Consider the following 21969-nt stretch of genomic DNA (forward strand, 5'->3'; position numbering starts at 1 on the left):
CATCCGCCGCAACAACGTACCCGGCGGGCAGCCGGGAGCCGACACCCCGCCCGGCGGCGACGCCTGACACGGCGACCCACCAGAAGGCTGACGCAGCGGGGTACGGAGGGACCACGGTGGACGCTCAACGGACGGTCTACATCAAGCCCGACCAGCCGGTCGGGGGGTCGGGGTCCGGCTATCTCATCGGGCCCCGGCTCGTGCTGACCGCACTCCACGTCGTCCACGACGACGGCATCCGCGCGGAAGGCGCCACCGTCTGGGTCGGACACCCCCGCACCGAGGCCGGGCTGCACCAGCGCACCGCAACAGTCGTCTGGCCCGCCGCCGACGCCGACCCCGACAACCCGGGAGTGCCGGACGTCGCGCTGCTCCGTCTCGACCAGGACGCCGACGCGGGCCACACCTCGGCCGTGCGATGGGGACGGCCTCAGGACACCGCGCCTCTCCCCTACTCCGGGATCGGCGTCCCCGCGTTCTCCACCGCCGCGGGCGGCACCGTCCAGTACGAGCACCTCCGCGGCGAACTCGCTCCCCTGACCACCGCGGGCAGGCGGTGGGCCCTCGACTGCCGGATCTGGCCCGCCGCCACACAGCAGAAGGAACGCCCCTGGGCCGGCGCCTCCGGCACCGCCATCTTCTCCGACGGCCACCTCGTCGGCGTCGTCGTCGAATACGGCACCGGCATGGGCGAACGACGCCTCACCGCCGAACCCGTCCACCGGCTCCTCGACGACCCGGCGTTCGCTGCGGTGCTGGCCGAGCACGCTTTCCCCGGCACCCGGCACACCGCCGACGACATCACCGCCGCCACCGGTGAAGCAAGGGCGACGGTGTGGCCGCGGCAGTTCGGCACCGTTCCCGAACTCGCCACCGCCTACCAGCACCGCGCCGTCGTCGACCAGCTCGCCGCGGCTCTGGCCGCCGGCGACACCACCATCCGGGCCGACGCACCCGACGTCGTCACCGGCGACGCGGCGGCCGTCGTCACCGGACTCGGTGGCGTGGGGAAGACCCAGCTCGCCGTCCACCACATCCAGCAGGTCCGCCAGGCCAGCGGTCTGCCGGTACCCACCGGCACCGTGCTCGCCTCTCCGACGGACACCGTCCCGCCCGTCGACCTCCTGCTCTGGATCACCGCTACCGACGCCGCCTCCCTCACCGCCGCCTACGCCCAGGCGGGCCAGGAACTCGGCAGAGCGGGAGTGCCCCTCGCCACCGGCGACAACGCCGACCAGGCGGCTCGGGGATTCCTCACCTGGCTCCAGACCACCCGTGAACACTGGCTCATCGTCCTCGACGACCTCCCCGACGCGGGGGTGCTACGCGACCTGTGGCCGCCGGCCACACCCACCGGACGCACCCTCATCACCACCCGAAACCGCGACACGGCGCTGACCGAGGGACGCCGGCACATCACCGTCGGGCTCTACACCCCCGACGAAGCCGTCCACTACCTCCGGCAACGCCTCACCGGTACCGGCATCGACCTGGACGACACCGAGCTACGGCAACTGGCCGACGACTTCGGTCACCTCCCCCTCGCCCTCGCCCAGGCCGCCAGCTACATCCGCGAGAACGGTCTCGCCCTGGACGAGTACCGCGCGGAACTCCGCGAGGTGCCACTGGACGACGCCCTGCCCGGGATCGAGGGCCTTCCCGACCGGCAGGCCCACACCGTCACCGCCGCCTGGACCCTGTCCATCGACTACGCCAACGCCCTCACCCCCGCCGGACTCGCCCAGCCGCTCCTGCATGTTCTGGCGCTCCTCGACCCCAGCAACACACCCGACGGCATCACCGCGGCACCGGCGCTCCAGCAGCACCTCCAGCGGGCACGGGACGCCGGGACGCGGACTCCGGCCAGGCCCGTGACCGAGCGGGACGTGAAGCGGGCGCTGCGGGTCCTCCACCGGCTCCACCTCACGGACATCACCACCGACCACACCCTGCGCACCCACCAACTCCTCCAGCGCACGCTGCGGGAAACACGTGCCCCCGGGGAGATCGACCGGCTCGGAGCAGTCGCCGCCGACGCGCTCCTCGAGACCTGGCCCGAACACGAGAACCCCACCAGCACCAACTACCGCGCAGCCACCGCGTCCCTCACCGCCCACACCGTCCTCCGGGACCCCCACGACGACGGCCTGCACGCTGTGCTCTTCCGCGCCGGCACCACCCTCGGCCAAGCCGGACACGTCGCCGCTGCCCGCGACCACTACCAGCACCTCCACGCCACCGCGCACCAGCTCCTCGGCCCCGACCACCACCACACCCTCATCACCCGCGGCAACCACGCCGACTGGCGCGGCCAGACCGGCGACTTCACCGGCGCCGCCCACGCCTTCACCGAACTCCTCGCCGACCAACTCCGCGTCCTGGGCCCCGACCACCCGAGCACCCTCACCACCCGCAGCCACCTCACCCAGTGGCGCGGCGTAGCAGGTGATCCCGCCGGGGCCGCCCACGCCTACGCCGAACTCCTCGCCGACCGCACCCGCACCCTCGGCCCCGACCACCCGAGCACTCTTGCCACCCGCAGCCACCTCGCCCGCTGGCGCGGCCTGGCCGGCGACCCCGCGGGAGCCGCGGAGGCCTACGCCGAACTCCTCACCCACCACCTCCGCACCCTCGGCCCCGACCACCCCGACACCCTTGTCGCCCGTGGCAACCTCGCCACCTGGCGCGGCGAAGCCGGTGACCCCACAGGAGCCGCGGAGGCCTACGCCGAACTCCTCACCGACCACCTCCGCACCCTCGGTCCCCACCACGCCGACACCCTCATCACCCGCAGCAACCTCGCCCGCTGGCGCGGCCTGGCCGGCGACCCCGCCGGAGCCGCGGAGGCCTACGCCGAACTCCTCACCCACCACCTCCGCACCCTCGGCCCCGACCACCCCGACACCCTCATCACCCGCAGCAACCTCGCCGAGTGGCGCGGCAAAGCAGGCGACCTCACCGGCGCCGCCGACGCCTACGCCAAACTCCTCACCGACCGCACCCGCGTCCTCGGCCCCGACCACCCGCACACGCTGCTGACCCGATACCACCGGGCGGCTCTGATCGGGGCGGACGGCAACCCGGCGGGTGCCGTGGACGCGCTGCGAGAGCTCGCCCAGGACGAGGCCCGCATATACGGCAGCCGTGACCACCGCGAGGTCCGGAGCACGCTCGCGGAGCTCAAGCGGTGGCAGGCCGTCCTCGACGCCGAGACCCGGACATGATGCTCGGCGGGCGGCACACTCCCGGGTGGCCGCGCTGCTCCGGGAACCGCGCGGCCCGATGTCGGGCCGCGCGTGCGCCTCGGGGATGATGGGCTGCCGTATTCCTTCCCCCGCGAGGTGGTCTTTTGAAGAAGGTGGCACTGCGCCCCTACGCGTTGTTGCCTCGGCAGTACGACGACCGGAAGGTCCTGGCTTCCACGGTGGACGCGTGGGGAAGGGCTCTGTGGTTGATCTGTCCCGATGCGGTCTTCCCGCCGAACCCGTACGGGAAATCCCGGCCTCGCCCCCGGAGTCTGCCTTTCGACGCCCTTCTCGTCGTCGACGAAGCGGGAGAAGCGCAGGAGCGGGTCCTGCGAGGCGTGGCCCTGACGCCGTACCGCCTCGACGCTCTGCCCAACGGCCGTCTGGTCCTGCAGGGCAGCGGTTCCTCCGGGGAACGCAACGCTCAGATCTTCGGTCGTGACGGCCGTCCCCGCCGCGACTTCGCCCTGGGTGCCGCGGTGGAGTTCATGATGGCGGACCGTCGGAACAACCTCTGGAGCGCCTACTACGACGAAGGGGTCTACGTCGACCCCATCAGCGCGGCCGGCCTGGCCCGTTGGGACAGCGGGGGCAACCACCTGTGGGGGTACCGGGCTCCCCAGGGTGCCGCGCACATCGACACGGTCTACGCCCTCAACGTCGTCGACTCGGCTGCCTGGGCCGTCTACTGGCCCTCCTTCCCGCTGCTCGAAGCACGGGCCGACGGGCGGCTCCACGTGCGGAAGAGCCCTGTGAAATCCCCTCTTGGCCTGGCCGTTCAGGGCGACCAGGTGCTCTTTCTGGGCGGTGGTCCCCGTGACTCCGGCCGAAGGGACAGGCTGCACTACTGCGGCATGGCACCGAGTGAAGCGATCGTGGTCGAGGAAGCGGTGCTCACGATGCCCAACGGATCACCACTCCAGGGGTACGCACGCCCCGTCGGCCGAGGCCGGTGTCTCTATCTGCGTGGCCGGTCCGCCAAGCAGTGGTACGTGCTGAGCCTGTAGGCAGGGCGGCGGGACCGGGCGGTCCTGTCGTGGCGGGGGGGGCGACGCCGCGCCACTGCTTCAGGCGGTCGAAGCGCCGTTCCACGACGTCGCGGCGCTCGCACTCCCCGCGGACCTCACCCGCCTGCCTTGCCCGCCGCTCCCCGAAAGCGCCACTCCCCCGGAAACTCCGGTCACCGGGGGCGGCGGGGCATGGCGCAGGCCGGTGTTCCTCCCGGGAGCCGGTGTCGGTGGGCCGCGACGAGCCGGTAGACGCGTCGGGCTGCCCACCGCACGCCGGGCAGCAGGAGCGCCGCGCCCAAGACCGCCCAGGCTCCGCCCGCGCTCAGGAGGGCCTTCGCGACGGCCCGGGCCCCTCCCTCCACGGCTCCGGCCGGCGTCACCCACAGCACCTCGTACTCCGCACGCTCCCGCGTGACGCCAAGGGCGCCGAGGTCCGCGAACTGCCACGGGACGATGTCGCAGCGAGGCCGTACACGTCGTTCGGCGAAATTCGCCGACGTCGTGCAGAAGCCGCAGTCTCCGTCGTAGACGAGCACAGGCCGAGTACGCATGCCTTCATCATGCTGTGTCGTGACGCCTCAGGACGCGTACCAGGGCGGCGTACGGACCCTCTCGGCCCGTCCGCCGCCGTCCCGCTGCGCGGCCGGAAGCGCGGCGGTGAGGCTGTGGTGGGAGTCCCGGCGAGAGAGGGAGGGCCGGGGGTGCCGTATGCGGCAGGAAGGTACCCGTCGGACCTGGTCGGCGGCCGCTGTCGGCCGGAGCCAGGAGGGTGTTGCCGGTGGTGTCCTTGTCGGTGGTGTCCTTGCCGGAGACGAGCACAGCCGTACAGGCCCGCCGTCCGCCCGGCCGTGGTGGAAGCGGGGTCGGTCAGGCCGCGTCGTCGAAGGCGATGTCGAGCCGGCGCCGGCTGTCCGTCAGGTCGAGCACCCGGGAAAACTGCCTGGTGAGCGGGCCGAGGAGGATGTGCTTCTCCGGCCGGCGCCGGGTGTCGGTCAGTGCGTGGACGAGCGCGGAATCGCCGAAGCCGATGCCCGCCAGGTCCAGCAGGACCCGCTCGATCTGCGGGGTGCGCACCGCGTCGAGGGCTTCGCGCAGGCAGCCGACGGTCTCGGCGTCGAACTCGCCGCTCAGGAGCAGCGCGGCCGTGTCCGGGCGGGCGGTCGGGGTGTAGCGGACGAGAGCGTTGCCGTGGCGGGCGCGCCAGGCGGGCGCGCCGTCGACGAGGTGGAGGCGGGAGCTGGTCTCGTGGTGTCGGGGTCGGTCGGGTGTCATGGTGATGCGCCTCGATCCTGCGCTGCGAGGTGGCCCTCCGGCAGTGTGCTCCCGCTTGCCTCCGCGGGATCCCAGGCGTCGGAGCCTGGTTTCGAGGCGACATCGCCGCCGGCGGGAAGGTGGGGCGCCGACGGTAACCCGGATCGGTCCGGTCGGTCCCACCATCCTCCCCCGCGGGCCGCAATGCACACTTCGCAGGTCAGCACGGTTGCCGGCGGCGGGATCCGGTGTGCGGGCAGGCCGTGTCCTCGCTTCGTGTCCGGGCTTCGTGTCCGGCGGACGGGAGACGGATGACGAAGCGGACGTGGTTCGTCACGGGCGGATGCCCGCCGTCAGTTCGCCTGCGGCCCGAACCGGGCCCTGTACGCCGACGGCGTGATGCCGGTCTCGCGACGCATCAGCGTGCGCAGATGGGCAGCGGTGCCAAGCCCGCTGCGTCGCGCGACCACCTCGAACCGGGACTCGCCTCGCTCGATCAACCGGCACGCCAGGGCCAGCCGTTCCCCCGTCAGCCACGCCAGCGGCGTCGTGCCCAGTTGCGCCTGGAAGCGGCGGTGCAGAGTCGCAGGACTGACCGCCCCACGCGCCGCGAGGCCGGACACCGTGAGCGGTGCGTCCAACCGTTCCTGAGCCCAGGCCAGGACAGGTGCCAGGGACTCGTCCGGCAGGTCGGGCATGGGACGTTCCACGAACTGCCGCTGCCCACCGTCCCGGTGCGCCGCGAAGACCAGCCGCCGGCTCACGGAGTTGGCGACCTCCGCGCCGTGGTCGCGGCGAACCAGATGCAACCCGAGATCGAGCGCGGCCGCGCTCCCCGCCGCGGTGAGGATGTCACCGTCGTCCACGAACAGCACGTCCGTTTCCAGCCGGACCGAGGGGAAGCGGGCCCGGAAGGAATCCGCCCACTGCCAGTGCGCGGTGGCCCGGCGCCCGTCGAGGACCCCGGCCTCGGCCAGGGTGAAGGCTCCGCTGCAGAAGCCGACCAGGCGCGCACCGCGGGCGTGTGCCCGGCGGACGGCATCGAGCACGGCGGGACGGCGGGGCACTTCGGTGTCCGGGCGGTTGGGGACGATCAGGGTGTCCGCCGCGTCGGCCGCTTCCAGGTCGGCGACTCCCGTGAGCGTGAAGAACCCGTCTCGCATCAGGGTGCGGGGCTCGGGGGAACAGAGCCCGAAGTCGTAGAGATCACGGCCGATCTCCGGTCTGCGCAGACCGAAGACCTCGGTCGCGCAGCCGAGCTCGAAGGGGTTCGAGTTCTCGTCCACGATCACGACGACCCGGTGTACGCCCGCCGTGTGGGCCGCGTGCGAGGATTCTTTCGTCATATGCGATTCCTAGCACTCACCGCGGTCGTGCGAAACGACTCAGGATGAGCCCATGAACAACGAACCCCTCCTCCTCGGCAAGGCTCTGGCCTCCTTTGACGCCCTGTGGAGCCCCCGCATCGTCACGCGCGTCAACGACTACGACGTCCGCATCGCCAAGGGCGAGGGCGAACACATCTGGCACGTCCACGACGACACCGACGAGTTCTTCCTGGTACTCGACGGCGAACTGCGCATCTCCCTGCGCGAGTCCGGCGGGGAGCGCACGGTGCTGCTCCCGCAGGGGGCGGTCTTCACCGTCCCCCGAGGCACAGAGCACAAGCCACACGCTCCGTCCGGCGCCGCGATCCTCATGTTCGAGCCCACCGGGACACCGACCGTGGGCGATCGACACGACGAGATCCCGGAGCATGTCGACTCGACGACCGGGCACGCCCTCACCACCTGACCCGAGAGGCGGGCGTCCTGCCAGGAGTCGTCCCGCCGGTAGCCGCCCCCTTGGGCGTTCCGGCTCACCACGCCCGCTGCTGCGGCGTACGCCCCTGGCTCCCCCGCTGCGTACGGGTGGACGTCCAGCGCTCCGCCCCTTTCCGGGCTGCTCCGGCACCGCGTAATTCATGCGACATGGAGCGGCGGCTCTGGAACTGTGCGGTCCATACCTGCGGGGCAGAGCGAGCAATCCGTGCTGACAGTGGAGTGGTGATCAATGGACTTCGCGCTTGAGGGACCGGTTCTGGAAGGCACACGCGTACGCCTGGAGCCGCTGGATCACCGCCATGCGGAGGACCTGGCCGCGGCGGTGGAGGAGAACCGTGACTCGTACGGGTTCACGTGGGTGCCGACGGCCGCCGAGGTCGAGGGATACATCGACGCCCAGCTCGCCCGCGCCGCTGCCGGGAAGCTCGCTCCTTACGCGCAGGTGGATCGTGTGTCAGGGCGGGCAGTCGGGGCCACGGCCTACTGGGATCCGCGACCGTGGCCGACGGGAGAGGGCCTGTGCGCGATCGAGGTCGGTTTCACCTGGCTCGCGGCGTCGGCTCAAGGCACCGGGATGAACACCGAGGCCAAGTACCTGCTGTTCAGGCACGCGTTCGAGAACTGGGGGGTGGCGCGTGTCGATTTGAAGACGGACGCGCGCAACACCCGTTGCCGGGCTGCGATCGAAGGGGTAGGCGCCCGTTTCGAAGGCGTGCTGCGGAACTGGTCCCGGTCATGGGCCCCTGGCGAGGACGGTCTCCTCCGTGACTCCGCGATCTTTTCGATCACCGCAGCGGAGTGGCCGGACTGCCGGGCCAGGCTTGGGCAGCGCATCGCTCGGAGCCTCGAACACAGCTGACAGGGGGCGGGTCCGCCGGCTCCGAGGAAGCCCGAGTCGTCCTCGCCACGGCATCCGGGGCCGAGGCACAGCACGCCTGGGGCCGAGACACAGCGCATCTGCGACCGTCCACGTTCATCCGCACGCCGTCGAAGCCGGCTCGCGCGATGCGGGTGAAGCGCTCGGTCAGGGGCAGGTCGCGGGCCGGGTCAGGAGGCTGCCGTGCAGAGGGGGCGTCACAGACCGTCCTGGTCGTGCCAGTGGTCCTGCCATCGGGCGTCGACAGGGTCCGAGGCGGCCTGGTAGCGGATGTCGGTGGAGAGGCGGAACCGCCCGGTGGGGTCCTGGTTGTCGAGGGAGGCGTGGATGATGTGGGCGCTGTGCACCATGAGGTCCCCGGCCGCGAAGTCGGTGACGAGCCACCGGGAGTCGTACTCCTCGGCCAGGGCGGGGAGGTCCGCGGTGATCGACGCGGCGGGGCGGCGCAGACGGCCGGCGGCCTCGTCCGCCAGGACGCGGTGGTGGCTGCCTTCCAGGTAGACGAGCGGGCCCTGGGTAAGGGGGCAGTCGCCCAGGGGAATCCAGGAGGAGACGACGCGGTCGGTGCCTTCCCGCAGGTAGACGAGGTCGTAGTGGGCTTGTGTGGCGGTACCGATGCCCGACTCGCCCGGGCCGACATGGCGGATGATCTTCCTGCGGTGCAGGTGGACGTCGTCGGTGCCGAGCAGCCCGCGGTGGAAGGCGACCAGGTCCGGGTGCCGGCAGAGGTCCTCGTACTCCCGTCCGGGGACGATCTGCCGGAACAGCAGGTGGCGCAGGCGCGCCCGGTCCAGGTCCCCGGCGGCCCCGGCGAGTCCTTCGAGCGGATCGGAGCCCGGACGGGTCAGTCCAGCCTGGGCCAGGGTGGCGAAGTAGTGGCGGCGGAAGCCCTCGATCGTCGCGCGGTCGAAGAAGCCCGGCAGGTAGAGGTGGCCGTCCTGGGCGAGGCGGGCCCGCAGGGCGTGCGGGTCGTGACGTTCGGACGCCGGGACCGGGTCCAGGCGTCCGAGTCTGCGCTCGCTCGTGTCCAGGTGGTAGCCGTTGGATCTGAGGGTGGTCGGCAGCGGCCGGTCCGACTGTCTCGTACGCATGACGGGATCGTCGCTCCTGGCGCTGACGAGGCACCATGCACGGATTCCGAGAAAACTTGGACGATTGTCGAAGGAGGTGTGGCGGGTGGCGGCCGACGTGGGTGAGGGCGGGGTGGACTCCGTGGCGCGGTACCGCACCCCGCCGGCGGGCGTGCGGGCGCTGGGAATCGCGGTGACCGGGGCCGGGCGGATCCTCGGTCAGCGACGCCTCCAGGCCGAACGCGTCCTGAACTGCCACGCCGGTGTCCTCGTGCTCCGCGGGGCGGGGTTCCTGGAGCTCCAGGGCCGGAGCCGGCACGAGGTGCGACCGGGGTCGTTCTTCTGGCTGCCGCCCGGGATCGGCCACCGCTACGGGCCGTCGCCGGACGGCTGGGACGAGTACTGGGTGCTGTTCGAGGGGCCCGCCGCGGCAGCCTACCGGGATCTCGGTCGTCTCGGCGCCGAGCACCCGGTCGCCGAGCCGGCCGATCCCGACGAGGCCCGTGCCCTGTGCGTCCGGGTCCTGGACCTGCTCACCGGGCCCGAATCGCTCGACAGCCACCTGGCCGCCACGAGTTCCCTCCACGCCCTGATCACCGCCGTGGGCAGCGGCCGACCGAGGTCCGCGGATCCCGGCCGCGCCCGCCCCGACATCGGACGCCGTGCGCTGCAACTGCTCGACGCCGCCGACGGCCCGGTGCGGATCGGCGACATCGCCCAGGAACTGGCGGTGTCCCGCGACACCCTCATCACCGCCGTCCGTCGGATCACCGGTTCCCCGCCCACGGTGTACCTGACGCGTCGCCGGATCGACCGGGCCAAGACCCTGCTCACCGACACCGACCGTCCCGTCTCGCTCGTCGGACGGGACGTCGGGTATCCCGACCCCGCCTATTTCACCAGGGTTTTCACCCGCCACGTGGGCGTCGCGCCCTCCGCCTTCCGCAAGCAGCAGAGGCGCTGACGGCCGGGACCGCCCTCCGCCCGCCGGGTCCACGACCGCCCGGCGCGACCATCCGGTGCAACCGGCCCGGTACAGCCGCCCGGTACAGCCGACGTCACAGGCGCGTCCACCATGGCCGTGAACCGGCCCGCTCGTCACACGGAGCGGTCCCGCCACCTTGCGGACGAGCAGCGAACGACGGCAGCAACGGGGCGGCCGACTCCCCGAGTTCATCAGGAACCAGACGCTTCGATGGATCAGCACCCGCGACCGGCGTCACGCCGCACGAACATCACGTCCCGTGAGACGGTTTCTACGCCTTGACGGGTGCGGCCGCTCTGGCGGCCTGCTCGATCTTCGCGCGGTAGGCCGCACGGGCTTCCTCGTCGACCTGCTTCTCGTGTTCGGCACGCAACCCGGTCCGGCCGTCGACGCCCTCGCGCAGGATGTCGGCGTGCCCGACGTGCCGGATGGACTCGCCGAGGACATGGACCATGACGGCGAAGAGGTTCGTGTCGGCATGAGGTTCCGGCCACCACGGCACGTGGCCGGGGGCGTCGAGGGGAAGCCCGTCGATCGTGGCGTCCGAGTGCTCCCACGTGCGCCGGTAGAACCCGATGATCTGATCGCGGGTCTCGTCCTCGGTCGCCCACAGATCGCTGCCGTCGGAGTCCTGCCACCGGGGCAGCGGTTCCGGGGAAGGGCGGTCGAAGACCTCGCCGAAGTACCTGGCCTCGACGGTGGCCACGTGTTTGACCAGGCCGAGGAGGTTGGTCCCGGTCGCCGTCAAAGGTCGGCGGGCGTCGTATTCGGACAAGCCGTCGAGTTTCCAGAGCAGCGCCTCGCGGTCCCGCCGCAGTCTCCCGTGCAGGTTGCCTTTCGCGAATTCATCGATCATGCGGCATGAGCCTGCCATGGGCTGCTCGTGGTCTCAAGATCCCGTACGTGGTCCGCAACGCCTGGCAGAGCCGAGGCCTGGCAGAGCCGAGTCTTGGCCGCAGCCGCCGCGCTGACCTGCTACAAGAAGCTCGCGAAGCTTGCAGGCGGGCAGGCGGGCAGGTGGGCAGGTGGGCAGACAGGCGCATGACGCTCGTGGTGGATCGACGCAGGCTCCGACCGCATGCCGGTGGGCCCACACGGTGGTGGGATCGACGGGGACGTCCCCGTCGATGTCGCCGACCCCTGCCTCCTCGATCCGGCCACGTCTCGGCGACGGGCCGACCAGGAGAACTCCTTCGACACGAGCCCGCAGGGGATGTGCGCGACCCGCCGCCGCCCGGCGAGCACGCCGACCACCATCACCGCCCTCACGGCGACCGTCGTGATCAGCTCCACGGCCCGCAACGCACTGCCACCCACCAGGGTTTGAGTAGCGCTACTCAGGCGACGGACGCCGCTCCGACGCCACGATCGAACCGTCGCCGACACGGCGTCCTGTCCGCCCAGGAGGAACCGATCATGCGAGACATCCACCCACGCGCACTCGTCCGGCTCACGTTCGCCAACCCCGCCTCGCTGGTCTACCTCGGCCTGGTGGCAGCCGCGGCGCTCCCCATGGTGTTCGCCTCGGCGACCGCGGACACTGGCTTCGCGGCCGTCTGGATCATCCTGGTCACCGCTCCCACCAGCATGCTCCTGCTCCTTCCCGACTTCGCGAACGGCGACTCGGGTCTGGCGACCGGGTACTTCCTCACGGCGCTGGCCCTCTCCGCGCTGCTCCACTCCTGCCTCCTCGGCCTCGCGTACAGAGGACTACGGGGAAACCCGGCGCAGCACGCCCGCACCACCCCATGATCCGACCCACCGCGAGCCCACCGACCGGTTCGCGGTCCGGCCGTCCAGGGCTTGTGGCCGACACCCTGTGCAGCTCTTCCCCGGGGCGAGGTCGGGTGTGTTCACACGTACGTCGTCGTCGACGAGTCCGGCTCCTGCGGTGGCCGGTGGCTCAGCCAGCGCTGGGCGAGTTCGGTCGGGAAGCGGCGGCCGCTGCGGGCCAGCACCACGCCCCGGACCAGTTCCAGTTCGTCGCCGCCGTGGAAGCCGTGGTCGCGGCCCGGCATCAGGGGCGTCCACGGGTCGGGGCCGGTACGGCGGGCGGTGGTCCGCCGCCGGGTGCCGTAGGTGCTCAGGTCCCGGACGTGGATCGTGCCGCCGGCGATCCGCAGCTCGACGTGGGCGCGGCTGAGACCGGCGGCGCGCTCGGCGGGGACGAGGCCGTGCAAGGGGATTCCGCCGGGGCCCGGGGCACGGCCCACGCGGACCGTGGTGCCGTCCTCCAGGGTGAAGCGTTCCCTCAGTTCGCCGTCGACGAGCAGTTTCAGCTGGGCCGTCGCGGTGCGGGGGCCGGCGTCGAGGAGCCGGCCGCCGTGCTGTTCGCAGCGGGGGACGCCACCGCGCATGCGGGGCAGCAGGGCGAAGCTGCCGCGCTCGGTGTCGTACAGGGTGCAGCGGGGTTCGGGGCAGCGCCAGTTGCGGCGTACGACCTCCGAGAGCGGTTTGCGGCGGCGGTCGAGCAGGCCCTTCTGCTTGAGGTCCGACTCCTCCAGCTTCCGGGAGATGTCCCGAGCGGAGGCGATCCCCATGTCGCGGGGCTCCAGGACGACCGTGCCGCCGGGGCCGGGGGCGGGGCGCAGGAAGTCGTCCGTGTTGCCCTGGATCCAGCGGTAGGCGAGGCGGGCGTCACGGAAGTAGTCGCCGGAGATCACCGGGATGCCGGTCATCTCGCACAGTTCGAGGATCCGCTCGTCGGCGTCCCCGAGTTCCTCGACCAGACCGAGCCGCACCCACCGGCCGAGCTGCTGGGCCTCGGCCGGATCCGCCCATTCATGGCGTCCGCCGAGCCGGAGGCTGCGGTCGGCGACGAGGTAGAGCTGGACGTCGGGATCGCGGGCGAGGGTCGCGGCCGCGTCGGCGACCAGGCGGAGCCGGTGCAGGGAGCGGCCGGCCCGGCCGCCGAGCGGCCGGGCGCGGACGACGTTGGAGAGGTCGACGAGGAACGCGGCCCGTTCGAAGTCGGCGGTGAGGTGTCGTTCCGGCGTCATGGTTCCCCCGCTCTTCCAGAGCTTCCGGACGGTCGGCTTGGCGAAGTGGTTCGGCAGGTCGCTGTCGGCGTTCTTGGTGACCCTGGTGGCCCTGGTGGCCCTGGTGATCTCCAGCGGGGTGAGCTTGTCGCCGCTGGTCCTTCCGCGCGGCAGGGTGCCCACGGGGATCTCCTCGCGGAGCTTGTCGGCATCGGTCTCCGGGGGGAGGCCGCCTCCCTGGGAGCCCTCCCGGCACTGGCGGGCCGTCTTGCCGGCGCTCTGGGCGCCGCGCCAGGTGCCGGTGGGCCGTGGCCAGGTGACGGGGGGCCGTCCCGGTGCCGGACGTGCCGGACGTGCCGGTCACCGTCGGCGGCAAGGTCGCCTCGGCCGCCGGATCGGTGCCGCCGTCCGGGCGGGGCGAGTGGGCCGCCGCCCGCGCCCGGCGCTCGACGACCGCCGTCACGGGGGCCGGGAGCCAGTCGCCGAGGGAGAAGACGTCCGTGGCCGAGGCGACCGGATCGCCCGGGGCGTGCTCCGGTGACATGTACTGCGGGGTGCCGATGATCCGTCCGCCGCGGGTGATCCGGGTGACGTCGGCGGCTCGGGCGATGCCGAAGTCGATGACGTACGGGCCGGTGGGGGCGGGCATGATGCTGCCCGGTTCCAGGTCCCGGCGGACGGCACCGGCCACGTGGATCGAGGCCGGCGACCGGGCCGCGCAACCGACGAGCGGGAACACGGCCCGCAGCGGCAGCGGCCCGAAGACACCGAGCGCCTCGTGGAGCGTGATGCCGGGGACGAAGGCCGGGGCCGACCAGGGCGAGGGGCCCGAGGCGTCGTGATCGACCACCGGCGCCGGGTGATGGCCTTGGGCACGGCGGGCGGCCTGCACCTCCTGTTCGAAACGCTGCCGGAACTCGGGGGCCTGGCCGTACTCGCGCAGGATCGGCGTCAGGGCGACGGACCGGCCGCCGCGCATGCGCGGGAGGTAGACGGTGCCCATGCCACGCACGCTGAGACGGGCGATCAGGCGGTGTCCGGCGACCTCCCGGGGATCGTCGGGCCCGAGGGGGGTGAGCATGTCGTCGACGCCGGTTCCGATGAGAGCCTCCCCCGCTCTTACCGCCGCTGCCGTAGCCAAGCACCGACCGTGCTTTCCCTACGAGATTACGACACGACAGCGCTCGGCAACTCTCCTTGTCCGAAGGTGAGTTCACTCGCGAACCGGCTCGGCGTCGCGGGCGACCACGTCGAGGCCGAAGCCGTGTCCAGGCACCCGTCGGGTCGAGTGAGCACCAAGAGAACGCGGCTCCCCCACCCTGGTGGAACGGGCGCCGCATCGAGGAGCGCGACGACTTCCCCATGCCGACGAGCCGATCACCGAGTCCGGCGCCGGACTCGGCGATCGGTGATCGGTGACTCGCCCTCCGGCCGCTCGCTACATGCCGCCGGCGACGCGCAGAACCGCGCCGGTCGTGTAGGCCGCGTCGGCGGACAGGAGCCAGGAGACGGCGCCGGCGATCTCTTCGGGCTGCCCGGCCCGGCCCATGGGAATGTTGGCGGCGATCTTGGCGGGCCGTTCCGGGTCCGCGTGAAAGTCCGTCCAGACGGTGCCGGGGGGGGGGGGCGACGCAGTCGACACGGATCCCGTCCGCGGCGACTTCCTTGGACAGGCCCACCGTCATGGCGTCGACCGCCGCCTTCGCCGCGGCGTAGTGCACGTACTGGCCGGGGCTTCCGAGGGTCGCCGCGGCCGAGGAGACGTTGACGAGGGCGCCCCCGCCGGTCCGCGACATGTCCCGCACCGCGCGACGCGCACACAAGAGGTAGCCGAGCACATTGACCCCCAGCGCCTGGCGCATGCCTTCGGCGTCCGCGTCGACCAGCCGACCGTTCGGGCCGCTGACCCCGACGCCTTGACCTGCGGAGACAGGACGACCCGTCGACTTCAGGTCACACGCTCGGCCCCGCCCCCACCGGCGAACGGACGACGCCCACGCGTCCCCGCATGTGCGGGGAGCGGACTTTCGGCCGGGTGAGGCGACCTGCGCCACGTCCCGTCACAACCGTCGCGGGCCCGGTGTCTTGGGGCCGGACACCCCCGGACGGAGGAGACACCATGAACAACAACCCGCACGTGGTCGTGATCGGTGGAGGTTACGCGGGCGTGATGGCGGCGAACCGGCTCAGGAGCCGCGCGGACGTGGTCGTGACGCTCGTCAACCCGCGCCCGTCGTTCGTCCACCGGGTCCGGCTCCACCAGCTGGTGGGCGGTTCCGACGACGCGGTCGTCGCCTACGAGAACGTCCTGGCCGACGGCGTCCGGCTCCTGGTCGGCACCGCGACCCGGATCGACGTCCCCGGGCGCGGGGTCGCCCTGGCCGACGGGGGAACGCTCACCTACGACCACCTGGTCTACGCCGCGGGCAGCGGCAGCGCCGACCCGGACGTTCCGGGAGCGACCCGGTTCGCGTACCCGATCGCCACTCTGGAGGAAGCCGAGCGGCTGCGCCCGCTCCTCGGCGCCGCACCTCCGACCGCGCCCGTGACGGTGGTCGGCGCCGGGCCCACCGGGATCGAGACCGCCGCAGAACTGGCGGAGGCCGGCCGTGCGGTGACCCTGGTCTGCGGCGGCGAGCTCGGCCCGTACCTCCACGCCCGGGCCCGTCGCTCCGTCGCCAGGCGGCTGTCCGAGCTCGGAGTGACGGTCGTCGACGGCCCCGGTACGCGGGTGGCGCAGGTGACCCGTGACGCCGTACACCTCGCCGACGGACGTGGGCTCCCGAGCCGGGTGACGATCTGGACCGCCGGCTTCGGCGTTCCCGACCTCGCCGCGCGCAGCGGGCTCAGCACCGACGCCCTGGGCCGACTGCGTACCGACGAGACACTCACCAGCGTCGACGACGAACGCGTCGTCGCGGCCGGGGACTCCGCGGCACCGTCCGGCCTGCCGTCCCGGATGAGCTGCCAGTCGGCGATGCCACAGGGCGTGCGAGCCGCGGACACCGTTCTCAGCCGCCTCGCGGGAGAGCGGCCGGACGCCCTCCACCAGGGCTTCTACGCCCAATGCGTCAGCCTCGGGCGCGACGCCGGCCTCTTCCAGCTCGCCGACCGCTCCGACACCGCCGTCGGATTCCACATCGGCGGCCGGCTGGGCGCCAGGTTCAAGGAGATCGCCTGCCGCAGCATCCACGACCAACTGGCCGGCGAGGCCCGCGAGCCCGGCTCGTACCGCCTGCACCGCATCACGGGCGGCGCCGCCGCCCGTAGGCGACTGCTCCTACAGGCCCACCACACGGAAACGCCCAACGGCAACGGCAACGGCAACGGCAACGGCAACGGCAACGGCTGACCGTCGCAGCCGTTCGGTCGCGGTCAGCCGACGGGTGAGTCCTCCACGGTGCATACGTCGGTACCGGCGGGGCACCAGTGGGTGCGGCCGCCGACGAGACGGAGCTGGAGGTCCGCGTCGCTCATCCCGGCGCGGTCGAGGGCGGTGCGCAGGGCGGTGGGGGCAGGCTGGGGCGGGAGGCCCAGGACGCCGACGAGGAGGACGTCGTTGCGGGCGTCGACGGAAGCGATCTGCCAGGCGCCGGCCGCCGCCCAGCGCTCGGCGACGGGACGGGCGTCGGCGGCCAGGGCGCGGTCGCGGGCGACGGAGACGGTGCCCGTGGTCAGAGGAACAGCGACGAGGAGGACCACGGCGGCGACCGCGACGAGGGTGTGGCCGTGGAAGGCGCCCCCGGTCGACGGCGTCCGGCGGCACTTGCCCACCCGGCGTCCTCGTGGCGACCAGAGCCCGACCGACGGCGCTTGACCCCGCAGTCGGCCCGGCTGCCACCGACGCGATCACGGTCACGCTCGGCGCGGGTCCGGCCGACCGAGCAAATCGGAGCGGTCGGGTCCGCATGTGCTGGTCCTGGGCGGCGTGACCCGGAAAGCCTGAGGCGGGAACCCTCGCCTTGATTCAATGACGGTTCATCAGCTGCGATGTCCCGGGGGTCCACATGGTGCAGGGTCTTGTGCGCGTGCCGCTGGAGGGCGGCGGGTCGATCCTCCTCGAAGAGGTGCACGGCACACCGGAGTCGGTGTCGCCGCCGGAGGCCGGCGGGCCGGTCAAGGCGGGCCGGATCGGCGACGCGGTCCGTGATCTGCCGCGGACGCTCCAGGAGTCGCTGGCCCCCGTACGGGAGACGGCGCGGGCGGTGGTGGAGCAGTTGAGCCTCACGGGGTCGCGGACGGTCGAGGTGGAGTTCGGGGTGAACCTGGCGGCGAAGTCCGGTGTGATCATCACGAGCGGCGAGGCCGCCGTCCACCTGAAGGTTCGTGTGGTGTGGGAGAGCACCGCGAGCGAGGACGGCCGACGGGAAACCCCGTGAGGACGCGGGGCGACCACCCGCGAACGGGGTCGCGATGAGCGAGGGCGACGGGCCGGCGGCGGGGCTTCCCTGGGACGGGTCGGACGGGGCCGGCGAGCCTTGGGCGTACGCGTCGGTCTTCCAGGTCCTCGACGCGAACGGCGGCGTGGCCGGGTCGGGCTTCCTGACCGGCGAGGACACCGGCTTCAGCTGCGCCCACGTGGTCCGGGCCGCGGGAGCGTCCCCGGGCGGCCGGGTCGGGCTCGCCTTTCCCAACCTGCCCGGCGCGCCGCGCGCGACGGCCGACGTGGTGGCCTCCGGATGGCGGGCGCCGGAGGCGGAGGACATCGCCCTGCTCCGGCTCGACGCCGCTCCGGTGGGCGCCCGGGGTCTGCCGGTGGGGGTGGCGGCCGGATGCCGGGGGCACCGGGTCCACGCGTTCGGCTTTCCCGCCCAGGCCCCCGGCAGCGGGCACTACGGGTATGCCGAGGCCGGTGAGCTGCTGCCCGGCAGCGGCGACTCCGGGCGGCTGCTTCAGCTGTCGCGTGCCAACGACCTGACCACGGGGTTCAGCGGCGGGCCCGTGGTCGACAGGATGACCGGCCTGGTGATCGGCATGGTCACCGCCATCGTCGCCCCCGACGCCCATCTCAAGGGGTTGGGCATCGCCTACGCCACCCCGGCCGAGGTGCTGCGGGAGGCCGGCGGGCCCCTCCTCCCCGAGACCCACGCATGCCCGTATCTGGGTCTGGAACCCTTCACCGCCCGGCACGCCGACTGGTTCCACGGCCGGGAGGCCGCCGTGCAGCGGGTGCTGGCGGCGCTGGAGGGGAACCGGCGGGCGCTGATGCTGCTCGGCCCCTCGGGGGCGGGCAAGTCCTCGCTGGTCAACGCCGGTGTGCTGCCCGCCCTGGCCGACGGGGCGATACCGGGCAGTGACAGGTGGCTGACCCTGTCCGCCCGCCCCGGCCGCGATCTGCTGGCCGAGCTGGAGGCGGCGGGGCTGCCCGGCGCCACCACCGGGGGCCTGACGGCCGCCGTCCGGAACCGTCTGGACGCCGAACCCGACCACGACCGTCTGCTGTTGGTCATCGACCAGTTCGAGGAACTCCTCACCCAGCAGAACCCGGCCGCGCACCGGCCCGCCGGCGACGACCAGGGGCCGGAGCAGGCCGGTGAGGAGAAGGGGCGGGCCGACAGCGCGCGCCCGAGCGCCGCCGACCAACTGGTGGAGCTGGCCGGGTCGTACGCCCCCGTCACCGTGCTCCTGATCATGCGCAACGACTTCTACGTCCCGCTCGACGCCCTCGCCCCCGAGCTGATGAACGCCGTCCTGCCCGGCCTGTGCAACGTACCCGCCACCCTGAGCCGCCCCGAGCTGAAGGCGATGGTCACCGGGCCCGCGGCCGCCGTCGGCCTGCCGCTGGAGAACGGCCTGGCCGACCGCATCGTCAACGACGTCCTGGACGCCGGACCGGGCGCCCGGCAGGCCCCCGTCACCCTGCTCCCGCCGCTGGAACTGGCGCTGAGCCGACTGTGGGAGCGCCGCCGCCCCGAGGACGGCCTTCTCACCCACGCGGGGTACGAAAAAATCGGCAAGGTCACGGGCGCCCTGACGACCTGGTGCAACAGCGCGCTCACCCGCTTGCCCGCGGACCATCGGCCCACGGCGCGGCGGATCCTCACCGCGCTGGTACGCCCGGCCGACGAGGCCAACAGCATTCCCGCCACCCGTCAGCCGGTCCCGCTCACCCGCCTCCGCGCCCTGACCGCCGACCCGAACGTGTCGGGCGCCGAGACCGACGCCGTCTTCGACGCCGTCCTGGCCGCCCTGTCCCGGCACCGCATCATCACCACCGGGACCATGGCGCCCCCCCGGCGCGTCCCCCGGCGAACCGACCGCCGAACTCATCCACGACACGCTCGTCCGCGACTGGGACGACCTGCGCCAATGGGTCGCCCAGGACCACAGGTTCCAGGTCTGGTTCCTGCGCGCCGCCGATCAGCAGGCCCGTCACGCGCGCAGCGGCCTTCCCGGGGACCTGCTGAGCGGCTCGCTCCTCGTGGAGGGCGAGGAGTGGGCGAGCGCGCGCCCGCTCCCGGCCGAGACCACCGCCTTCCTCCGGGCGAGCCGGCAGCGGCAGGACGCCGCCGTCCGCCGCACCAAGAGGCTCAACCTCGTCCTCGCCGGACTGCTGGCCCTCGCCCTGCTCGCCACCGGCATCGCCTTCTACCAACAGGACGCCGCGGTGGAGGCCCAGCACGTGGCCCAGTCCCGGCAGCTCGCCGCGCTCTCCACCGGCCTGGCGGCCACCCGGCCCGACCTGTCCTCGCTGCTGGCGGTCAAGGCGTGGCGGACGCACCGCACGGAGGAGGCCGCCAGCGCCCTGTACGGAGCGCCCGCCGTCCCCCTCGAACGGCTCTTCGACGCCGACAGCGGCGTGAACGCGGTGGCGTACGCCCCGGACGGCGGGACGCTCGCCACCGGGAGCGAGGACGGCACCGCGCGCCTGTGGGACGTACGGACCGGGAAGCCCCGCCTCACCCTCACCGGTCACACCAAGAGCGTGTCCTCCGTGGCGTTCGCCCCGGACGGCGCCACGCTCGCCACCGGGAGCTTCGACGGCACCGCGCGCCTGTGGGACGCGCGGACCGGCAGGTCGCGGCTCACCGCCACCGGCGACGCCGAAGGCGTGTCCGCCGTGGCGATCAGCCCGGACGGCGCCACGCTCGCCACCGGTGGTCTGAACGGCGTGGTACGCCTGTGGGACACGGGCACCGGCAAGCCCCGCGAGCCCGTCATCGACCAGGGCTGGGGCAAGGTCCTGGACGAGATCGTGTTCAGCCCGGACGGCACGATGATCGCCACCGCGGGCATCGCGCTGCCGCTGCCCGGAGTCCGCGATGCCGTACGCGTGTGGGACGCGAGGACGGGAAAGCCGCGCAGGACGCTCGCGGGCAGCGACATCGCCCGCTCGGTGGCGTTCAGCCCGGACAGCCGCACCCTCGCCGTGGTCAGCGGCACGGTCTCCGGCGATCCCGCAGCCGACGACACCACTCGGGTGCGCCTGTGGGACATGAGGACGGGTGAGGACACCGTGCTCCCCGGCACCGTGAACGCGGGCTCGGTCGCGTTCGGCCCCGACGGAACCGTGCTCGCCACGAGCAGTCTGGAAGGCACCGTCCACCTGTGGAACACGAGGAGCCACGACCTCGCCGCCACCTTCTACGCCGCGTCGGAACAGGTGTCCCTGGCATTCAGCCCCGACGGCGGCACGCTCGCCACGGGAAGCGCGTCGGACGGCACGGCGCGCCTCTGGGACGTGCGTTCCACCAGAGCCCGCGCCACCCTGACGGGCGCCGACGAGGACCTCTCCGTCTGGTCCACCGCCTTCAGCCCCGACGGCGGCACGCTCGCCACCGGAAGCGAGAACGGCGTACGACTGTGGGACGGCAGAACCGGCGCGGCCCGCGGAATGCTCCGCAGCGACGACGGCATCGTGCACGCGGCGGTGTTCGGTTCCGACGGCCGCACCCTGGTCACCGGCACCGGCAAGCGTGAGGACTCCGACGTGAGCCGCGTGAAGTTCTGGGACGTGGAGGCGGAGAAGGTCCGTTTCTTCTTCACGGTCGAGGAGGACGTCTCGGCGCTGGCGCTGAGCCCCGACGGAACCACCGTGGCCACGGGCGCCCACGACGGCGCCGTACGCCTGTGGGACGCGCGGACCGGGAGGGCGCGCGCCACGCTCACCGGCCCCACGGAGGACGTCCGCGTCTGGTCCGTGGCGTTCAGCCACGACGGCACTCTGCTCGCCGCCGGAACGGACAAGGGGCCCCGGCTGTGGGAGGTGGCGTCGGGCAAGGCCCGCGCCACGCCTGAAGGCGGCGCGCAGGAGACGTACTTCGTGAGGTTCGACGCCGATGACAGCACCCTCCACGGCGCGAGCCGGCACGGCTTCGCCTCCCGGTGGGACCTGCGGACGGGCAAGGCCCGCGCCGTCCCCCTGCGGACCTCCGACGCCGTGTGGTCGGTGGGGGTGAGCCCGGACGGGGCCCTCTTCGCCGAAGGAACCAGCGACGCCGTACGCCTGTGGGACGTGCGGACCGGCGAGGTCCTCGCCAGGCTCAGCGGACACACCGACATGGTGCACGCGGTGGCCTTCAGCCCGGACGGGACGCGGCTCGCCACCGGAAGCAGCGACGGCAGCGCGCGCCTGTGGGTGCTGCCGCTCCGTGACGCGCAGACGATCGCCGACGCCGTCTGCGACAGGCTGGGCCGCGACTTCACCCGGGAGGAGAAGGAGCAGTACCTCCGCGACCACGACCCCGCGCCGGTGTGCCCCGCCTAGGAACCGTCCGGACGATCACCGTC

The 21969-nt window shown here is 72.8% G+C and carries 18 protein-coding genes and 2 pseudogenes; 12 read left to right on the forward strand and 8 right to left on the reverse strand.

Annotation, left to right across the window (positions count from 1 at the left end; all coding sequences use genetic code 11):
* Window positions 1-116 precede the first annotated feature (116 nt).
* Together ACFQ8C_RS21575 and ACFQ8C_RS21580 are read left to right on the forward strand one after the other, a co-directional pair.
* The gene (locus ACFQ8C_RS21575; RefSeq protein WP_383459892.1) at window positions 117-3224 is read left to right on the forward strand and encodes a tetratricopeptide repeat protein; all 3108 of its coding nucleotides are present in this window, start codon (window positions 117-119) and stop codon (window positions 3222-3224) included.
* 134 nt (window positions 3225-3358) lie between these two features.
* Window positions 3359-4252 carry a hypothetical protein gene (locus tag ACFQ8C_RS21580; RefSeq protein ID WP_383459971.1) on the forward strand — a complete coding sequence of 298 codons (894 nt, stop codon included), beginning with the start codon at window positions 3359-3361 and terminating at the stop codon, window positions 4250-4252.
* A 173-nt stretch (window positions 4253-4425) separates the two neighbouring features.
* Here the strand turns inward: ACFQ8C_RS21580 and ACFQ8C_RS21585 are convergent, their stop codons facing one another.
* The 3 genes from ACFQ8C_RS21585 to ACFQ8C_RS21595 form a co-directional block, all read right to left on the reverse strand.
* Window positions 4426-4806, reverse strand: coding sequence for a thiol-disulfide oxidoreductase DCC family protein (locus tag ACFQ8C_RS21585; protein ID WP_383459894.1), 381 nt, complete (start codon window positions 4804-4806; stop codon window positions 4426-4428).
* Window positions 4807-5122: 316 nt separating this feature from the next.
* Window positions 5123-5527 (reverse strand): STAS domain-containing protein, encoded by a 405-nt coding sequence (locus ACFQ8C_RS21590; RefSeq protein WP_383459897.1) that lies wholly within the window; start codon window positions 5525-5527, stop codon window positions 5123-5125.
* A 332-nt stretch (window positions 5528-5859) separates the two neighbouring features.
* A complete protein-coding gene (locus ACFQ8C_RS21595) occupies window positions 5860-6852 on the reverse strand; it encodes a GlxA family transcriptional regulator (protein WP_383459899.1) in 993 nt (330 codons plus the stop codon).
* A 52-nt stretch (window positions 6853-6904) separates the two neighbouring features.
* On the opposite strand from ACFQ8C_RS21595, the gene ACFQ8C_RS21600 reads away from it, so the two are divergent.
* Both ACFQ8C_RS21600 and ACFQ8C_RS21605 read left to right on the forward strand, forming a co-directional pair.
* Complete coding sequence (locus tag ACFQ8C_RS21600) at window positions 6905-7300, forward strand: cupin domain-containing protein (RefSeq protein WP_383459901.1); 396 nt, start codon at window positions 6905-6907, stop codon at window positions 7298-7300.
* A gap of 258 nt (window positions 7301-7558) precedes the next feature.
* Window positions 7559-8188 (forward strand): GNAT family N-acetyltransferase, encoded by a 630-nt coding sequence (locus ACFQ8C_RS21605; protein WP_383459904.1) that lies wholly within the window; start codon window positions 7559-7561, stop codon window positions 8186-8188.
* A gap of 215 nt (window positions 8189-8403) precedes the next feature.
* On the opposite strand, the gene ACFQ8C_RS21610 is transcribed toward ACFQ8C_RS21605, so the two are convergent.
* On the reverse strand, window positions 8404-9297 hold the full coding sequence (locus ACFQ8C_RS21610; RefSeq protein ID WP_383459907.1) for a phytanoyl-CoA dioxygenase family protein: 894 nt from the start codon (window positions 9295-9297) through the stop codon (window positions 8404-8406).
* 85 nt (window positions 9298-9382) lie between these two features.
* Here ACFQ8C_RS21610 and ACFQ8C_RS21615 point away from each other — a divergent pair, with 85 nt between their 5' ends.
* The gene (locus ACFQ8C_RS21615; RefSeq protein ID WP_383459910.1) at window positions 9383-10240 is read left to right on the forward strand and encodes a helix-turn-helix domain-containing protein; all 858 of its coding nucleotides are present in this window, start codon (window positions 9383-9385) and stop codon (window positions 10238-10240) included.
* 292 nt (window positions 10241-10532) lie between these two features.
* On the opposite strand, the gene ACFQ8C_RS21620 is transcribed toward ACFQ8C_RS21615, so the two are convergent.
* Window positions 10533-11117, reverse strand: a complete 585-nt coding sequence (locus ACFQ8C_RS21620) for a DinB family protein (protein ID WP_383459912.1) — start codon at window positions 11115-11117, stop codon at window positions 10533-10535.
* Window positions 11118-11339: 222 nt separating this feature from the next.
* Here ACFQ8C_RS21620 and ACFQ8C_RS21625 point away from each other — a divergent pair, with 222 nt between their 5' ends.
* Together ACFQ8C_RS21625 and ACFQ8C_RS21630 are read left to right on the forward strand one after the other, a co-directional pair.
* Window positions 11340-11588, forward strand: a complete 249-nt coding sequence (locus ACFQ8C_RS21625; RefSeq protein WP_383459915.1) for a hypothetical protein — start codon at window positions 11340-11342, stop codon at window positions 11586-11588.
* A gap of 89 nt (window positions 11589-11677) precedes the next feature.
* The gene (locus tag ACFQ8C_RS21630; protein WP_383459917.1) at window positions 11678-12013 is read left to right on the forward strand and encodes an SCO4225 family membrane protein; all 336 of its coding nucleotides are present in this window, start codon (window positions 11678-11680) and stop codon (window positions 12011-12013) included.
* Between the two features lie 101 nt (window positions 12014-12114).
* On the opposite strand, the gene ACFQ8C_RS21635 is transcribed toward ACFQ8C_RS21630, so the two are convergent.
* Window positions 12115-13422: an FHA domain-containing protein gene (locus ACFQ8C_RS21635; protein ID WP_383459920.1), complete on the reverse strand. Its 1308-nt coding sequence runs from the start codon at window positions 13420-13422 to the stop codon at window positions 12115-12117.
* Between the two features lie 152 nt (window positions 13423-13574).
* Between ACFQ8C_RS21635 and ACFQ8C_RS21640 the strand changes: the two genes are divergently transcribed.
* Entirely contained in the window at window positions 13575-14081 is a 507-nt protein-coding gene (locus tag ACFQ8C_RS21640; RefSeq protein WP_383459923.1) for a hypothetical protein, read from the forward strand.
* Between the two features lie 596 nt (window positions 14082-14677).
* Here the strand turns inward: ACFQ8C_RS21640 and ACFQ8C_RS21645 are convergent.
* A pseudogene (locus ACFQ8C_RS21645) lies at window positions 14678-15149 on the reverse strand (SDR family oxidoreductase); the annotation flags it as partial.
* Window positions 15150-15358: 209 nt separating this feature from the next.
* Here ACFQ8C_RS21645 and ACFQ8C_RS21650 point away from each other — a divergent pair.
* Window positions 15359-16591 carry an NAD(P)/FAD-dependent oxidoreductase gene (locus ACFQ8C_RS21650; RefSeq protein ID WP_383459925.1) on the forward strand — a complete coding sequence of 411 codons (1233 nt, stop codon included), beginning with the start codon at window positions 15359-15361 and terminating at the stop codon, window positions 16589-16591.
* A gap of 23 nt (window positions 16592-16614) precedes the next feature.
* Here ACFQ8C_RS21650 and ACFQ8C_RS21655 read toward each other — a convergent pair whose 3' ends face one another.
* Window positions 16615-17013, reverse strand: coding sequence for a hypothetical protein (locus ACFQ8C_RS21655; RefSeq protein WP_383459927.1), 399 nt, complete (start codon window positions 17011-17013; stop codon window positions 16615-16617).
* 233 nt (window positions 17014-17246) lie between these two features.
* On the opposite strand from ACFQ8C_RS21655, the gene ACFQ8C_RS21660 reads away from it, so the two are divergent.
* The 3 genes and pseudogenes from ACFQ8C_RS21660 to ACFQ8C_RS21670 all read left to right on the forward strand — a co-directional run bounded on the left by ACFQ8C_RS21660 (window position 17247) and on the right by ACFQ8C_RS21670 (window position 21946).
* Entirely contained in the window at window positions 17247-17618 is a 372-nt protein-coding gene (locus ACFQ8C_RS21660; protein ID WP_383459930.1) for a CU044_2847 family protein, read from the forward strand.
* Window positions 17619-17652: 34 nt separating this feature from the next.
* A pseudogene (locus ACFQ8C_RS21665) lies at window positions 17653-19449 on the forward strand (trypsin-like peptidase domain-containing protein); the annotation flags it as partial.
* 211 nt (window positions 19450-19660) lie between these two features.
* A complete protein-coding gene (locus ACFQ8C_RS21670; protein WP_383459933.1) occupies window positions 19661-21946 on the forward strand; it encodes a WD40 repeat domain-containing protein in 2286 nt (761 codons plus the stop codon).
* Window positions 21947-21969 lie beyond the last annotated feature (23 nt).

The sequence above is a fragment of the Streptomyces sp. NPDC056503 genome (assembly GCF_042794995.1).
Classification (GTDB): Bacteria; Actinomycetota; Actinomycetes; order Streptomycetales; family Streptomycetaceae; genus Streptomyces.

What these genes read in the sequence shown, in the direction of transcription:
- ACFQ8C_RS21605 (WP_383459904.1), top strand. Translation starts at nt 7,559, where the DNA reads ATGGACTTCGCGCTTGAGGGACCGGTTCTGGAAGGCACACGCGTACGC.
- ACFQ8C_RS21595 (WP_383459899.1), bottom strand. Translation starts at nt 6,852, where the DNA reads ATGACGAAAGAATCCTCGCACGCGGCCCACACGGCGGGCGTACACCGG.
- ACFQ8C_RS21600 (WP_383459901.1), top strand. Translation starts at nt 6,905, where the DNA reads ATGAACAACGAACCCCTCCTCCTCGGCAAGGCTCTGGCCTCCTTTGAC.
- ACFQ8C_RS21630 (WP_383459917.1), top strand. Translation starts at nt 11,678, where the DNA reads ATGCGAGACATCCACCCACGCGCACTCGTCCGGCTCACGTTCGCCAAC.
- ACFQ8C_RS21610 (WP_383459907.1), bottom strand. Translation starts at nt 9,297, where the DNA reads ATGCGTACGAGACAGTCGGACCGGCCGCTGCCGACCACCCTCAGATCC.
- ACFQ8C_RS21660 (WP_383459930.1), top strand. Translation starts at nt 17,247, where the DNA reads ATGGTGCAGGGTCTTGTGCGCGTGCCGCTGGAGGGCGGCGGGTCGATC.
- ACFQ8C_RS21585 (WP_383459894.1), bottom strand. Translation starts at nt 4,806, where the DNA reads ATGCGTACTCGGCCTGTGCTCGTCTACGACGGAGACTGCGGCTTCTGC.
- ACFQ8C_RS21590 (WP_383459897.1), bottom strand. Translation starts at nt 5,527, where the DNA reads ATGACACCCGACCGACCCCGACACCACGAGACCAGCTCCCGCCTCCAC.
- ACFQ8C_RS21650 (WP_383459925.1), top strand. Translation starts at nt 15,359, where the DNA reads ATGAACAACAACCCGCACGTGGTCGTGATCGGTGGAGGTTACGCGGGC.
- ACFQ8C_RS21620 (WP_383459912.1), bottom strand. Translation starts at nt 11,117, where the DNA reads ATGATCGATGAATTCGCGAAAGGCAACCTGCACGGGAGACTGCGGCGG.
- ACFQ8C_RS21625 (WP_383459915.1), top strand. Translation starts at nt 11,340, where the DNA reads ATGCCGGTGGGCCCACACGGTGGTGGGATCGACGGGGACGTCCCCGTC.